The organism is Sinorhizobium fredii (assembly GCF_002944405.1).
GTDB lineage: Bacteria > Pseudomonadota > Alphaproteobacteria > Rhizobiales > Rhizobiaceae > Sinorhizobium > Sinorhizobium fredii_C.
The window spans coordinates 3,296,656-3,310,696 of sequence record NZ_CP024307.1 but is presented as its reverse complement, the minus strand read 5'-3'; the positions used below and the strand labels follow the sequence as shown (position 1 = coordinate 3,310,696).

Annotated in this window: 13 protein-coding genes; 11 read left to right on the top strand and 2 right to left on the bottom strand. The window is 64.5% G+C overall.

The window, feature by feature from the left end; translation table 11 throughout:
- Positions 1–3 precede the first annotated feature (3 nt).
- Complete coding sequence (locus tag NXT3_RS16290) at positions 4–1,029, bottom strand: Gfo/Idh/MocA family protein (RefSeq protein ID WP_097526613.1); 1,026 nt, start codon at positions 1,027–1,029, stop codon at positions 4–6.
- Positions 1,022–2,014, bottom strand: a complete 993-nt coding sequence (locus tag NXT3_RS16285; RefSeq protein WP_097526612.1) for an MDR/zinc-dependent alcohol dehydrogenase-like family protein — start codon at positions 2,012–2,014, stop codon at positions 1,022–1,024. The genes NXT3_RS16290 and NXT3_RS16285 overlap by 8 nt, the downstream gene beginning before the upstream one ends.
- Positions 2,015–2,360: 346 nt before the next feature.
- On the opposite strand from NXT3_RS16285, the gene NXT3_RS16280 reads away from it, so the two are divergent.
- The 11 genes from NXT3_RS16280 to NXT3_RS16230 all read left to right on the top strand — a co-directional run bounded on the left by NXT3_RS16280 (position 2,361) and on the right by NXT3_RS16230 (position 13,953).
- Positions 2,361–3,467 carry an NAD-dependent epimerase/dehydratase family protein gene (locus NXT3_RS16280; protein ID WP_037419928.1) on the top strand — a complete coding sequence of 369 codons (1,107 nt, stop codon included), beginning with the start codon at positions 2,361–2,363 and terminating at the stop codon, positions 3,465–3,467.
- The gene (locus tag NXT3_RS16275; protein WP_097526611.1) at positions 3,464–4,591 is read left to right on the top strand and encodes an NAD-dependent epimerase/dehydratase family protein; all 1,128 of its coding nucleotides are present in this window, start codon (positions 3,464–3,466) and stop codon (positions 4,589–4,591) included. Before NXT3_RS16280 ends, NXT3_RS16275 begins: the two co-directional genes overlap by 4 nt.
- A gap of 71 nt (positions 4,592–4,662) precedes the next feature.
- Entirely contained in the window at positions 4,663–5,736 is a 1,074-nt protein-coding gene (locus NXT3_RS16270) for a glycosyltransferase family 4 protein (RefSeq protein WP_179864789.1), read from the top strand.
- Between the two features lie 3 nt (positions 5,737–5,739).
- Positions 5,740–6,873: a CgeB family protein gene (locus NXT3_RS16265; RefSeq protein ID WP_104839699.1), complete on the top strand. Its 1,134-nt coding sequence runs from the start codon at positions 5,740–5,742 to the stop codon at positions 6,871–6,873.
- On the top strand, positions 6,870–7,958 hold the full coding sequence (locus tag NXT3_RS16260; RefSeq protein WP_097526608.1) for a CgeB family protein: 1,089 nt from the start codon (positions 6,870–6,872) through the stop codon (positions 7,956–7,958). Before NXT3_RS16265 ends, NXT3_RS16260 begins: the two co-directional genes overlap by 4 nt.
- A complete protein-coding gene (locus tag NXT3_RS16255) occupies positions 7,955–9,073 on the top strand; it encodes a CgeB family protein (protein ID WP_104839698.1) in 1,119 nt (372 codons plus the stop codon). The genes NXT3_RS16260 and NXT3_RS16255 overlap by 4 nt, the downstream gene beginning before the upstream one ends.
- An 18-nt stretch (positions 9,074–9,091) precedes the next feature.
- Complete coding sequence (locus NXT3_RS16250; protein WP_037419913.1) at positions 9,092–10,132, top strand: UDP-glucuronic acid decarboxylase family protein; 1,041 nt, start codon at positions 9,092–9,094, stop codon at positions 10,130–10,132.
- A gap of 2 nt (positions 10,133–10,134) precedes the next feature.
- Entirely contained in the window at positions 10,135–10,902 is a 768-nt protein-coding gene (locus tag NXT3_RS16245) for a TIGR04290 family methyltransferase (RefSeq protein ID WP_037420129.1), read from the top strand.
- A gap of 112 nt (positions 10,903–11,014) precedes the next feature.
- Positions 11,015–12,004 (top strand): PQQ-dependent sugar dehydrogenase, encoded by a 990-nt coding sequence (locus NXT3_RS16240; protein ID WP_097526712.1) that lies wholly within the window; start codon positions 11,015–11,017, stop codon positions 12,002–12,004.
- A 171-nt stretch (positions 12,005–12,175) separates the two neighbouring features.
- Positions 12,176–13,183 (top strand): aldo/keto reductase, encoded by a 1,008-nt coding sequence (locus tag NXT3_RS16235; protein ID WP_104839697.1) that lies wholly within the window; start codon positions 12,176–12,178, stop codon positions 13,181–13,183.
- A gap of 533 nt (positions 13,184–13,716) precedes the next feature.
- Positions 13,717–13,953 carry a DUF1127 domain-containing protein gene (locus NXT3_RS16230; RefSeq protein ID WP_097526606.1) on the top strand — a complete coding sequence of 79 codons (237 nt, stop codon included), beginning with the start codon at positions 13,717–13,719 and terminating at the stop codon, positions 13,951–13,953.
- Positions 13,954–14,041: the final 88 nt, after the last annotated feature.

Below are 14,041 nucleotides of genomic sequence, written 5' to 3'. Positions count from 1 at the left end.
CCGCTATCTTCCGTAGATCCTGTCGAGAACGTCGGCGACGGTGACGAAGCAATCGTTTTCCGGATCGAAGCGCTCGCCTGCGGCAAGGCGCTCGGCCCAGATCGCCGCGGCGCGTCCGCCCCAATCGTCCGGGGGAAGAGTCAGCACCTCCCGCTGTGTGCCGCGATACCGTTCGGCCCGGAAGTCGAGATAGGAGCCGTCGACGTTTCTGAGGCTGGCACCGCCTTCGGTGCCGTAGAAATCGGCACTGATCACCGCGTCGCATCCCGCCTGCAGGTGCCAGGAGCAAGCGACCCGGGCAACGACTCCGTCAGCCAGTTCGAGTGTCGCGACGGCATAGTCCTCGACCTCGTCGCCATCGCGGCGGATGGGAACGCCCTTGGCAAACAGCCGGCTTTCGACGCGGGCCACCTCCGGAAATCCGAGGACCCAGAGCAGGAGGTCGACGAGGTGCACGCCGAGATCGATGACGCAGCCGCCGCCGGAAAGCGCCTTGTCGTAGAACCATGGCTTGCTGGGACCGTAGGCGTTGTGAAAGGTCAGATCGACTGCGAATACGGTGCCGAGTTCGCCCGAAGTGATCAGGTCCCGAATCCGCTGCATGCCGACGGTATGACGATAGGAGAGATCAACGCCCAGCAGCCTGTCGGCGTGCTGCGCCGCTTCGACGACCGCCAGGGTCTCGTCGCGTGTTCGACCGAGCGGCTTTTGGCAAAAGACCGCCAGGCCCTGCTCCAGCGCCACGATCGACTGGGCGGCATGGAGGGCGCTCGGAGAGGCGATGACGATGCCGTCGAGGCGCTGGTCGAGCAGGGCTTCAAGGGAATTGACCAAGACGGCGTCGGGCGTCAGCTCGCGCGCCGCAGCCGCCATTTCCGGCGTGGGGTCGAATATGGCAGCCGTTTCGACGGCGCCGGTTTCGACGATCGCCCGCATGCGGTGCAAGCCGATTCGCCCCACGCCGAGGAAGCCGACGCGTGGGCGGGTCGTGGCGTCCAGTTTCGTTGCAAGTGGCATCGCGTCACTCATCGTAGATCACCAGTGCCTTGATGAAGCCTTCGGGACGATCGCGCGTCATGTCGAGCGCAGGGCCGAGCTCTTCGAGCCGGAACCGATGCGTATAGAGCCTTGTGGGCGACAGGCGGCCGGCTGCCGTCGCCTCGATCGCTTCGCGAATGCCGCGCATGTAGACGGCCGGGTCCCGTTCATGCGCATTGATCACGTCGAGGCCGCGCCAGTTCCAGAGCTGCATGTTCACCTGCCGCGGTCCGTCCTGGTGGTAGCCTGCAATGATGAGGCGGCCGCGCTCTTTCGTCAGTTCGGCGGCGAGGTCGAGCGGCCATTGCTTGCCCACCGCCTCGACGACGCAGTCGCAAAGCGCGCCGGAGGTCAGTTGCTTCACCTTGTCGATGATCTGCCAATGGTCGTCCATGGCGATGACCTCGCTTGCGCCGGCCTGTTTGGCCGAAGCGAGCGAAGACGGTCTGCGCGATATGGCGATGACCCTTGCGCCCGCCGCGCTTGCGAGCTCCGTCAGGAGGATGCCGAGGAAGCCGATGCCGATGATCGCCACGGTCTCGCGGGGCCGGATTGCGCTCCGCCGGAAGATGTTGAAGGCGCAGCCGAGCGGCTCGCCCGGAAAGGGCTCATCCGCGAGCGCGGCGGGAAGGGATGCGATCGCGGTCTGGTCCGCAATGTCGTGGGTCGCGTAGGCGTGATAGGAGAGCGCCGCGACGCGGTCGCCCGGTGCGAAACCATGCACGTCTTCGCCAATCTTGTCGATGATCCCCCAGCCCTCATGCCCGAGCGCGCCGGGTTCGGTCGGAAACCGCATCCATTCCGGCCCGGCCCAGGGTACGAGATTGGATGCGCAAACGCCGCAGCCTTGCAGCTTGATGCGGACCTGCCCGGGGCCGGGCTCAGGCACCGGCAATTTCTCGAGCCGCAACTCGCCTGGCCCGGTGATGATCGCCGCGGACATTGTGTCTGTCCTCGGCTGCGTTCTGATGTTCATGCCTGCCTCCCGCTGTTGACATGGAGCATGTCCGGCGGCTCGGCACAGCGTGGGCGTTGAGTGGAAGAATATACCCCGCCATACCCTCGTCGCGGCGCCCCAAGAAAGACGCTCGGCCGCCTTGGGCCCTTAACCTCATGTTCCGGCTTTTGTTCCTGCCCGGCCGATTGTCATGGAACCTCATGGGAAGAGCGAGGTTTGTAGCTTGGGCGTGCGCGGGCGATAGCCAGCACAATCATCAGCTATATAGATGTTCAAAGAAGAAGTCATAGATGAAGGAACCTTTGCTGCAGACGTTTGTTGGAGCTTTGTCTCTATCTCTGATTGGTCATAGTCAGGAGCGGTTATGACAAAGGTACTTGTCACCGGCGGCTGCGGGTTCATTGGCAGGCATGTAGTCGATGAACTTCTCTCGAGGAACTATGAGCTCTCCGTGCTGGACTCGTTTCACGAGCAGGTCCACGCGGATGCACAGATCACCTTGCCGCCGGACGTCGACATGCGCCGGGGCGACATTCGCGATCCGGACGCCGTCAAGGACGCGCTGACGGAGATCGATTGCGTCATCCATCTCGCCGCCGAGGTGGGCGTCGGCCAGTCGATGTACGAGATCGCCCGTTATGTCGGTGTGAACGATCTCGGGACGGCCGTGCTGCTCGAGGCGATGATCGAAAGCCCGGTCCAGCGGATCGTCGTCGCGTCGTCGATGAGCGTCTATGGCGAAGGTCTTTACGAGTCCTCGACGGGCGAGCGCATGCCGAATGCCAGGCGCTCACCTGCCCATATCCGGGCCGGCGCATGGGATCTGCTCGGACCGAACGGAGAGACGCTCAGGCCCGTTGCCACGGACGAGCACAAGCCTGTCGACCTCGCCTCCATTTACGCCCTGACGAAATACACCCAGGAACGACAGGTGCTGATCTTCGGTGAAGCCTATGGCAGGGAGGCCGTCGCACTCCGCCTCTTCAACGTGTTCGGTGCCGGGCAGGCGCTTTCCAATCCCTATACCGGCGTCCTCGCCAATTTCGCGTCACGGCTTGCCAACGGGCAGTCGCCGATGGTGTTCGAGGACGGCCGGCAGCGGCGCGATTTCGTTCACGTGCGCGATGTGGCGCGCGCCTTCCGGCTGGCGCTCGAGCAGCCGCAGGCGGCGGGCCACGTCATCAATGTGGGCAGCGGCCATGCCTACGCCATTGCCGACGTCGCTTCGCTGCTGGCGGAAGCCATGGGTGTCCCCGAACTCGAGCCCGAGATCATGAACAGGGCGCGTTCCGGCGACATCCGCAATTGCTTCGCCGATATCTCCAAGGCGCGCGACCTGCTCGGTTTCCAGCCGACGCACAGGCTCGAGGACTCGCTTGCGGAATTCGCGCATTGGGTGCTGAGCGTCGGTGCGATCGACCGTGGCGCCGAAATGAAGCGTCATCTCGAAACGCGGGGGCTCGTCCGATGAGCGCCCGGTCGGTTGACAAGCGATCAGGCGTGGCGGCGCCCGCCCTTTCCGGGAAAGCGGCAGCGACCCTTGTTGTCGGCGGCAGCGGGTTTCTGGGCTGCAATCTCGCGGACAGCTTTCTGCGCGACGGCGAGAAGGTGATCGTCCTCGACAATCTGAGCCGCCCGGGCGTCGAGCGCAATCTAGAGTGGCTCGTGGACAATCATGGCGGGGCCGTCGAGGCCGAGATTGCGGATATTCGCGATCTTGCCGCTATCGAGCCGGTTTTCAAGGACGCCAAGGCGATCTTCCATTTCGCCGCGCAGACGGCTGTGACGACCAGCCTGCTGCAGCCGGTCGATGACTTCGAAACGAATGCGCGCGGTACTCTGAACGTCCTAGAAGCGGCCAGGCGTGCCGGGCGCCGCGCACCGGTGATATTCGCCAGCACCAACAAGGTCTATGGGGGATTGGCAGGCCTGGAGATGGAAGAGGCAGGAGATCGCTACCTGCCGGCCGATGCCGTAACGCGCCGATACGGAGTCGGAGAGGCGCAGCCGCTCGATTTTTCTACGCCCTACGGCTGCTCGAAAGGCGTCGCGGACCAGTACGTGCTGGACTATGCGAAGTCCTTCGGCCTGCCGACAGCCGTGCTCCGCATGAGCTGCGTTTATGGTCCGCGGCAGTTCGGCACGGAGGATCAGGGGTGGGTTGCGCATTTTCTCATTCGCGCGCTCGCCGGTGAGCCGATCTCGATCTACGGCGACGGCAAGCAGGTGCGCGATATTCTCCATGTCGGCGACGCGGTGGCAGCCTATAGGGCACTGCTGACGTCGATCGACCGCCTTCATGGCCGTGCCTTCAATTTGGGCGGTGGTCCCGACAATGCGGTGAGCCTCGCCGAGGTCCTGCACGAGATCGAACTCCTGACGGCACGCAGGCTGATGACCGAAAAATGCGACTGGCGCGCCGGCGACCAGCTGTATTTCGTCGCCGACACGCGCGTACTTGCGGACGCTGTCGGCTGGAGACCCCACACGGGCTGGCGCGCCGGCCTGCGCGACCTTCATGCCTGGCTTCTGCAGGATTGGGCGGAGGTCAGCAAGTCTCGGTTTCGGGACCGGCCGCGGAGGGTCACCGCATGATCGCCCGCGCTCCAGCCGTCTCGCGCCCATTCACCCATGAGGGCCCGGCGCGGCTGCCGCGCCGCATCCTGATGAGCGTCGATGCGGTCGGCGGTGTTTGGCGCTACGCGATGGATCTTGCCGAGGCTCTCCGCAAGGCAGGCATCGAAACAGTCTTTGCGGGTTTCGGTCCCGCGCCCTCCATGGTGCAAAGTCGGGAAGCTGCCCGGATGGGCCGCCTCGAATGGCTTGGCGTGCCGCTGGATTGGATGGCCGACGAGGAAAGTGCACTCGAAGCCGCGGCGGATGGGCTCGGCGAACTGGCGCTCCGGCATTCCGTTGATCTCATTCATCTGAACCTGCCTTCGCAGGCGGCCGGCCTGGCTGTGCAGGTGCCCGTCGTCACCGTCTCTCATTCCTGCGTCGTCACCTGGTTCGAGGCCGTGCGCAATGGCGGCCCGCCGGAGGAGTGGCACTGGCAGAAGCGGCGCAACCGGCTGGGTTTCAATCGCGCTGACGTGGTTCTGGCCCCCAGCCGGAGCCATGCGGCGGCGCTTGAGCGCTGCTATGGCCCGATCGACAATCTTGCCGTCGTCCACAACGCCAGCCGCGAGCAGCCTGCAATGATCTCAAAGCGGAATTTCGTCTTTGCAGCGGGGCGGTGGTGGGACGAGGGCAAGAACGGCGCGGTGCTGGACAGGGCTGCCGCCACGATCCGCTGGCCGGTCGTCATGGCGGGGGCGTGCAGCGGGCCGAACGGCCAGCACCTCGCCATCGCGCACGCCGATCACAGGGGCGAGATCAGTCACGAGCGGGTGATGGCGCTGATGTCGAGCGCTGCGGTCGTCGTTTCGCCGTCGATCTACGAACCGTTTGGCCTGGCGCCGCTTGAGGCGGCCGGCGCCGGAGCGGCGCTGGTGCTTGCCGATATCGCAACCTACCGTGAACTCTGGGATGGTGCGGCACGCTTCTTCGATCCGCGCGATCCGGAGGCGCTGGCGGATGCAGTCAACGATTTGACCCGGGATGCCGCGCATCGCGCAGAGCTTGGCCGCTTGGCCCGATCTCGGTCGCAATGCTTCACAATCGAAGCGCAGCGCGACCGGGTGCTCGATGCCTACAGCCTGGCGATGCACAAATCCTCCCGATTGACGGCAGCGGAGTGAGCGATGCGGTTCCTGTTCTACACCCAATCCCTCGTTTCCGACTGGAACCATGGCAATGCCCATTTCCTGCGCGGCGTGATGCGCGAACTCGTTCGCCGCGGACATCAGGCGACGGCTCTTGAGCCGCGCGATTCCTGGAGCCGCCTGAACCTGATCGCCGACCAGGGTGTCGCGCCGATCGCCGCCTTCCGCAAGCAGTTCCCCGAATTGCGCGCGGAGAGCTACGACCCGAACTTCGATCACGAGGCGGCAGTAGATGACGCCGACGTGGTCGTTGTGCACGAGTGGACCGAGCCGACCCTAATCGCCCGGCTCGGGCGCCTCCGACGCAATGGCGGCCGGTTCACGCTCGCCTTTCACGACACGCATCATCGGGCCGTCAGCCAGCGGCGCGAGATCGCCCGGCTCGATCTGACCGATTATGATTTCGTACTCGCTTTCGGGGAGGCGCTTCGCGAACAGTATCTCAACGCCGGTTGGGGCAAGCATGTCTTCACCTGGCACGAAGCGGCCGACACCTCGCTGTTTCACCCGATGCCGGAGGTGGAAAAGACCGGCGATCTGGTCTGGATCGGCAACTGGGGCGACGACGAGCGGAGCAGCGAGATCGCCACCTTCCTCATCGAGCCGGCGGGACGGCTGAGGCTCAAGACCGCGGTGCGCGGCGTCCGCTATCCCGGCAGCGCGCTGAAGGCGCTGCGGGCGGCGGCAATCGCCTATGGCGGCTGGATCGCCAACGCCGCGGTGCCGCGTGCCTTCGCCGAGCACCGGGCAACGGTGCACATCCCGCGCCGACCCTATGTGGAGGCCTTGCCCGGAATCCCGACCATCCGCGTGTTCGAGGCGCTTGCCTGCGGCATTCCGCTGATCTCGGCGCCGTGGAACGATGCGGAGGGGCTTTTCCGCGCCGGCAAGGACTTTCTCTTCGCCCGGAATGGATCGGAGATGACGCGTCTCCTGCGCCAGGTGCTCGCCGAGCAGGCCGTTGCCAAAGAGCTGACGGCAAGCGGGCTGGAGACGATCCGGACACGCCACACCTGCGCGCATCGCGTCGACGAGCTCCTTGAGATCGTCGCTTCCTATCGGCCGATAGGCGCTGCGGGTGATCTCGTCACGACGAAGGAGGTGGCGCTATGAGGATCGCATTTTACGGATCGAGCCTCGTTTCGGCCTATTGGAACGGTGCGGCGACCTATTACCGCGGTCTGCTGCGGGCGCTGGCCGCGCGTGGTTATCAGATCACCTTTTATGAGCCGGACGTCTATGACCGCCAGAAGCACCGCGACATCGAGCCGCCGGATTGGTGCAGGGTCGTCGTCTACGAAGGGAAGGTCGCGGCGCTGAAGCGGGTTGCTGCGGCGTCGGCCGAGGCCGACATCGTCATCAAGGCGAGCGGCGTCGGCTTCGAGGACGACGACCTGCTCGAAAAGGTGATGTCGGCAGCACGTCCGGCCGCGCTCAAGATCTTCTGGGACGTCGACGCGCCCGCGACGCTTCAGGAGCTCCGGGCCTCGCCGGATCATCCGCTGCGGCGCGCCCTCGCATCGCTCGATCTCGTCTTGACCTATGGCGGCGGCGATCCGGTCGTCGGATCCTATCGCGCGCTTGGCGCCCGCCAATGCGTGCCGATCTACAATGCGGTCGACCCGCAGACGCATCATCGCGTCGCCGAAGACCCACGCTTTGCGGCCGATCTTGCCTTCCTCGGCAATCGCCTGCCGGATCGCGAGGCGCGGGTGGAGGCGTTCTTCCTCGAGCCGGCAGCGCAACTCGGCAATCGGCGCTTCCTGCTCGGGGGAGCCGGCTGGCACGACAAGCCGCTGCCTGCAAACGTCGCCTATATCGGCCATGTCCCGACTGCCGACCACAACGCCTTCAACGCGACGCCGCGCGCGGTCCTTAACATTTCGCGCGACAGCATGGCTGAGAACGGTTTCTCGCCAGCCACACGCGTCTTCGAGGCGGCAGGCGCCGGCGCTTGCCTGATCACCGATGCCTGGGAAGGCATCGAACTCTTCCTGAAGCCGGGCGAGGAGGTGCTGGTCGCCCGCGACGGCCGCGACGTCGCGGAACTGATGCGGACCTTGACGGCTGAGGTTGCGAGGGAGGTCGGGGAGCGGGCGTTCCAGCGCGTGCTCGGCGAACATACCTATGCACATCGGGCGGCCGAAGTGGACCGCATCTTCCGCGAGCGGTCGCGTCGGGTGGAGGCAGCCGAATGAACCGTTCGCTCGATATCGCGGTCCTCGGCCTTTCGCTATCCTCCTCTTGGGGCAACGGCCATGCGACGACATTTCGAGCGCTGCTTCGGGGCGTCCACGCCGCCGGCCATCGGGTGACTTTCCTCGAACGAGACGTCCCCTGGTATGCAAGCCACCGCGACCTCATCGAGCCGGAGTTCTGCGAGCTTGTTTTGTATGGCAGCGTCGACGAACTGCTGACGCGGCATGGCGGCAGGCTGGCCGGTGCGGACGGCGTCGTCATCGGGTCCTACGTGCCGGACGGGGTGGAGGTGATCGACGCGGTCCTCGATCTCGGCCCGAAGCGGCTGTGCTTCTACGACATCGACACGCCGGTGACGCTTGCAAAGCTCGGGCGCGGCGACGAGGAATATCTGGCGCGCCGGCAGGTGCCGTTCTTCGATCTCTATTTCTCCTTTTCCGGCGGCCGGATGCTCGATCGGCTTCGGAGCGACTTCGGGGCGAGGCGACCCGTGCCGCTCTATTGCGCCGTCGACCTGGACATTTATCGCAACACCGGTGCGCCGAGAAAATGGGATCTCGGCTATCTCGGAACCTTCAGCCCCGACCGGCAGCCGATACTCGAACGTCTGCTGATCGAGCCGGCGCGGCGATTGCCTGAAATGCGCTTCGTCGTTGCCGGGCCGAACTATCCGCTCGGGATCGATTGGCCGGGCAATGTGGAGCGCATCGAGCATCTGCCGCCTGCCGAACATGCCGAGTTCTACAGCCGCCAGCGGTTCACGCTGAATGTGACCCGTGCCGACATGGTGGCGGCGGGCTGGTCGCCGAGCGTCCGGCTCTTCGAGGCGGCCGCCTGCCGCACGCCGCTGATCAGCGATTGGTGGAGGGGCCTGGACAGCTTCTTCCCGCCGGGACAGGCCGCCATCGTCGCAACGAGCAGCGACGACGTCGTCGCGGCACTGACGAGCCTCGACGATCGCCAGTGCCGGGCCGTCGCCGACCGCGCCTACCAGCGCGTCGCAAGCGCGCATAGCGCTGCGGTGCGTGCCAGAACCTTCGTCGAGGCCATCGAAAGCGTCGCGCCCAAGACCGATCTCGCCACGAGACATTCCGAGCGGCGGCTTCGGGTATAACCCAAAGGAGAACGGCCTATGGCAAAGAGAAACGGAGCCAATCGCGCAAAGGTCATCCTGGTCGCCGGCGGGGCCGGCTTCGTGGGATCCCATCTTTGTTCAGCCCTGCTTGATGCCGGCAACCGGGTGATCTGCCTCGACAGCTATCTGACGGGCTCTCCGGCGAATGTCGCCGAACTTCAGCGCAACCCCTATTTCACCATGGTCGAACAGGATGTCTGCGACGAAATCGCAAGCGATGAGCCGCTTGACGAGATCTACAATCTCGCCTGCCCGGCTTCGCCGCCCTCCTACCAGGCCGACCCGATCCATACGATGATGACAAGCGTCACTGGAACCGGAAATCTGCTGCGGCTTGCCGCACGGCACGGTGCCAGGTTCCTTCAGGCCTCGACGAGCGAGATCTACGGCGATCCGCAACAGCATCCGCAGCAGGAGGAATATTGGGGCCATGTCAACTGCACCGGGCCGCGGGCCTGCTACGACGAAGGCAAGCGGGCGGCCGAGGCGCTTTGCTTCGACAGCCTGCGGGCCGGCAGCGTCGACGCGAAAGTGGCGCGTATCTTCAACACTTACGGCCCGCACATGCGCCCGAACGACGGCCGGATCGTCTCGAACTTCATCGTCCAGGCGCTGAACAACGAGCCGCTGACGGTCTATGGCAGCGGCGAGCAGACGCGGTCCTTCTGCTATGTGTCCGATCTCGTCGAGGGCTTGATCAGGCTGATGAATCGCGATCCCAATCCGGGGGTGCCGGTGAACCTCGGCAATCCGGGCGAGTTCACCGTCATCGAGCTCGCCGAGCTCGTGCTTTCGAAAGTCAGGACCGCGTCGACGATCGTCCACGCACCCTTGCCGCCCGATGATCCGCAACGCCGCCGCCCCGACATTGCCCGGGCAAAATCGCTTCTCGGCTGGGAGCCGAAGGTTCCGCTACACGAGGGGCTGACTCATACGATCGGCTGGTTCCAACGGATGCTCCCGGAGCAAAGGCCGGTCCGCCGGCGCGGCCGTCCCACGCGTCAGCCGGAAATGTCGGCTCTTTCGCAGGATCTCTGACGATGGTTCAGCAGACGAAATACCGAACGACGATCGAGGATGAGATCGCCGCGCTCGGACCCTGGTTCCACAACATGCGGATCGCCGGCGTCGAAACGTCTCCCGATCATTTCCTCGGAGACTATCCCGCCGTGAAATGGAAGGCGTTCAAGCATGTCGTGCCGGAGGACCTCGGCGGGCGCAGCGTGCTCGACATCGGCTGCAATGCCGGTTTCTATTCACAGGAAATGAAGCGCCGCAATGCCGGTCGGGTGCTCGGCATCGATTCCGATCCGCGCTATCTGCGGCAGGCGAAATTCGCCGCCGAGCAGGCAGGGATGCGGATCGAGTTCCGGCTGATGAGCGTCTACGACGTAGCGCAGCTCGGCGAAAGGTTCGACCTGGTGATCTTCATGGGTGTTCTTTACCACCTGCGCCATCCGCTTCTGGCGCTCGATCTCCTCTACGAGCACGTGGTCGGCGACGAGATGCTGTTCCAGTGCATGCAGCGCGGATCGAGGTCGGTCTCGCCGGTCGAAACCAACTACGATTTTCCGGAATGGGATGTTTTCGATCGTCCGGACTATCCCAAGCTGTTTTTCGTCGAACACCGCTTCGCCGATGATCCCACCAACTGGTTCATCCCGAACCGCGCCGGCGTCGAGGCGATGCTGCGCAGCGCAGGCTTCGTCATCGAAGCCAATCCGGAGCGCGAGGTTTATCTGGTGCGGAAAGGGGAGCGTCCCTTCATGAGCGAGCCAACGCCGCGTGTCGGCTCGCCGAACCGGTAGTTCAACAACGGCTTCCGACGATCACTTCGCCGTGAGGCCGGCGCTTCCGCTTGAAACGACAGTGGGCCGCTCCAATTCCTTCCAGCAATTCAGCTTGCATTCGGAGGCGCCTATGGTCGTCTTTGCCGCCAAAGCCGGATTTCTCGCGCTCGCCGCTGTCGCGACCGTCGCCTTCGGCGTCGCTGCCCCCGCCCAAGCCGAACTGCTTGCCCGCGTCCCCGCCGCGCGCGAAATGGCGGTCTGCGGCGACACGTTGTTTGTCGGTACCAAGGGGTCCTCGGTCTATGCCGTGCCGTTATCCGGGGGCCGCGCCCGGCGGGTGGCGTCCGGGTTCTCCGCTCCGAACGGCGTCGCGTGTTCCCGCGGCCGCCTGTTCGTCGCCTCGAGGGACAGCATCACCGTTTTCGATATCGGGCGCGGCGGCGCTCTGAGCGGCCGGCGCGATATTCGCCGAGACCTGCCGAATTCGGGCGCCCACAGTTATCGCTACATCGCAGTCGGCCCCGATGCCCGGCTGTATGTATCGTTTGGATCGCCCTGCAACATCTGCTCGCCGCGCGGGCTGCAGGGAACGATCGTCAGCATGAACCAGGACGGGTCGGACCTTCGACGCGTCGCCTGGGGCGTTCGCAACTCTGTCGGCTTCGACTGGCGAGGCGGCACCATGTTCTTCACCGACAATGGTGCCGACCGGATGGGCGACGACGTCCCGCCCGACGAGTTGAATGCGCTTCGGCCGGGCGGCTTCTACGGCTTCCCCTATTTCGGCGGCCAAATCCGTCTCACAGGATTTGAGGACGCGACGCCGCCCGCCCGTCAGATCGCGCCCGTCTTCAATTTCCAGGCTCATGTCGCAGCCCTGGGAATCCACTTCTTCCGCAGCCTCGGCGGCGACGCGCTGGTCGCCCAGCACGGCAGTTGGGACAGGTCCGTGCCGGTCGGCTATCAGGTCGTGCGGCTGCGCTTCCGGGGCGGACGGCCGGTCTCGGCGACGACCTTTCTAAGGGACGTCGGCCGGCCGGTCGATGTCAAGGAGGCGCCGGACGGTTCCGTCCTCGTCTCCGACGACGCCGGAGGTGCGGTTTACGTCTTTCGGCGATGAGGCCCGAGGGCTCGTTTTCAGGGCACTTCTCTGACGGCTCGCTCGCCCACGTGATCCTCCCACTCGTCAATGACGTTTCTCATTGTTGAAAAACATCCTGCGGAATTCGGGCTTCTGATCGCCGGTTTGCGATGACATGGTTGATGAGCACCGCATCGTGAGGAGAATACCATGCTTGCCACCGACATGCCCGCGACTCTACGCAGACAATTGGGCCGGTCCGGCCTTTCGGCCGCGGCTATCGGCCTGGGCGGCTGGGCGATCGGGGGCTTTTTCACGCTCAACGGAAAGCCGGATGGCTGGGGCGAGGTCGACGACGAACAGTCGATCCGTGCCCTCCGCCTCGGGCTCGAAATGGGTGCATCGCTGATCGACACGGCCGATGCCTATGGAACCGGTCACAGCGAGGAGGTGATCGGCCGGGCGCTGAGCGGACGAAGGGGCGAGGCAATCATCGCAACCAAGTTCGGCTATACCTATGATCGCGCCGCCCGGGCTCTCGTCGGCACCGATGTCACTCCCGTCTATATCAAAGAGGCCTGCGCGGCTTCGCTCAGGCGTTTGGGCACCGACTATATCGACCTCTATCAAATCCACGTCGGCGAGCTTTCAAGCGATCAAGCGGATGCGGCCGCTGAAACGCTCGAGAAATTGGCGGAGCGGGGCGCCATTCGTTTCTGGGGCTGGAGTACGGACAATGCCGCCGCGGCGAAGCGCATGGTGAAGTTCCCCCATTTCGTCGCCGTGCAGCAGGAGCTGAACGTCTTCACGGATGGGCCGGAGATGCTTGCGATGTGCGAGGGCAACAATCTGGCCAGCCTCAATCGCTCGCCGCTGGCGATGGGATTCCTGACCGGCAAGTTCAGGCCGGATACGCGCTTGCCACCCACTGACGTCAGGGCGGCCGGGCACAGCTGGGTGCGGTTCTTCGAGGACGGCCGGCCGCGTGCCGAGCATCTGCAACGCCTCGCCGCGGTGCGGGAACTCCTCCAGACCGGCGGCAGGACCTTGGCACAGGGGGCCTTGGGCTGGATCCTCGCCCGTTCCCCCAATACCTTTCCGATCCCCGGCTTCAAGACGGAGGCGCAGGTGCGCGAGAATCTCGCCGCACTCGAAAAGGGCGCTTTGTCGGCCGCAGCGATGGGGGAAATCGCCGCGCTTCTCGGCAGCGATCAGTAGCCGCTCTTGCCGATAGAGAGCTGCGGCGTCTCCGGAGCGGCGGCGACGACCCGCCAGCAGAAGACACCGCTGGACCGGTCCGCCTAGAGGCCGTCCACATTTTCTTTTCCCGCGGGGACCGGCGAGAGACGATCACCGGCATGCTGTCACTGGAGCGCCAAGCTGTTGCTGTCTTGCAACGAATTGTCGGCAATTGCTACAATCCGAAATTGTGTGTTTGCCAATCGGCCGGACTCGTGTATGTTGGCATCACTCTTAATTCAAGCCAGAGGAGGCGTGCAATGAATTCCACTCTCGTGACCATGCGCCCCTCTTGCGGAACGGCTGCCGTGGCATCGATGCATCGCGCATTTGGCCCGAGCCGATTTGGTGTCCAGGGCTATTAAACCCCGGATTTCCGCCGATTGGCGCTATCTCCACCTGATCTGACGTGACCGGCTGACGAAGCGATTTTCGTATCTTCGCCTTCGCATCCGCGCGTTTCTGACCTTCGAAAGGACCTGGCCGCCTCGATGCGCCGGGATGGAAAAATCATGCGTGAAGCACAATTTTTAGTTGTTGATACCCTCGCTCCGACGGTCGATGACCTGTGCCGGAAATTCGGCGCCTGGAAGACTGCGCGTGCGCTTCTGATTGCCATCTGGAGGCATCGTCAAACGACGAACCGGGTCTCGCATTTGTCAGATCGCATGCGCCGCGACATCGGTCTTCCGGAGAACGAGGATCGGCTCTTCGAAGCCAAGTTTTCCCTGTGGGATGTTCGGCTTTGAGTGCCGCCTGGTCGGGCGTCCGCGGGTCGAGGAGGAGCGTCATCGGCGCTCCTCATCCTTGAGCCGGCGGGCACTAACTATCGCATGA

Coding starts and splice junctions, on each gene's coding strand:
- NXT3_RS16230 (WP_097526606.1), top strand. CDS start 13,717: ATGCGTGAAGCACAATTTTTAGTTGTTGATACCCTCGCTCCGACGGTC.
- NXT3_RS16240 (WP_097526712.1), top strand. CDS start 11,015: ATGGTCGTCTTTGCCGCCAAAGCCGGATTTCTCGCGCTCGCCGCTGTC.
- NXT3_RS16265 (WP_104839699.1), top strand. CDS start 5,740: ATGCGGTTCCTGTTCTACACCCAATCCCTCGTTTCCGACTGGAACCAT.
- NXT3_RS16280 (WP_037419928.1), top strand. CDS start 2,361: ATGACAAAGGTACTTGTCACCGGCGGCTGCGGGTTCATTGGCAGGCAT.
- NXT3_RS16260 (WP_097526608.1), top strand. CDS start 6,870: ATGAGGATCGCATTTTACGGATCGAGCCTCGTTTCGGCCTATTGGAAC.
- NXT3_RS16275 (WP_097526611.1), top strand. CDS start 3,464: ATGAGCGCCCGGTCGGTTGACAAGCGATCAGGCGTGGCGGCGCCCGCC.
- NXT3_RS16235 (WP_104839697.1), top strand. CDS start 12,176: ATGCTTGCCACCGACATGCCCGCGACTCTACGCAGACAATTGGGCCGG.
- NXT3_RS16290 (WP_097526613.1), bottom strand. CDS start 1,029: ATGAGTGACGCGATGCCACTTGCAACGAAACTGGACGCCACGACCCGC.
- NXT3_RS16250 (WP_037419913.1), top strand. CDS start 9,092: ATGGCAAAGAGAAACGGAGCCAATCGCGCAAAGGTCATCCTGGTCGCC.
- NXT3_RS16245 (WP_037420129.1), top strand. CDS start 10,135: ATGGTTCAGCAGACGAAATACCGAACGACGATCGAGGATGAGATCGCC.
- NXT3_RS16270 (WP_179864789.1), top strand. CDS start 4,663: ATGAGCGTCGATGCGGTCGGCGGTGTTTGGCGCTACGCGATGGATCTT.
- NXT3_RS16285 (WP_097526612.1), bottom strand. CDS start 2,014: ATGAACATCAGAACGCAGCCGAGGACAGACACAATGTCCGCGGCGATC.
- NXT3_RS16255 (WP_104839698.1), top strand. CDS start 7,955: ATGAACCGTTCGCTCGATATCGCGGTCCTCGGCCTTTCGCTATCCTCC.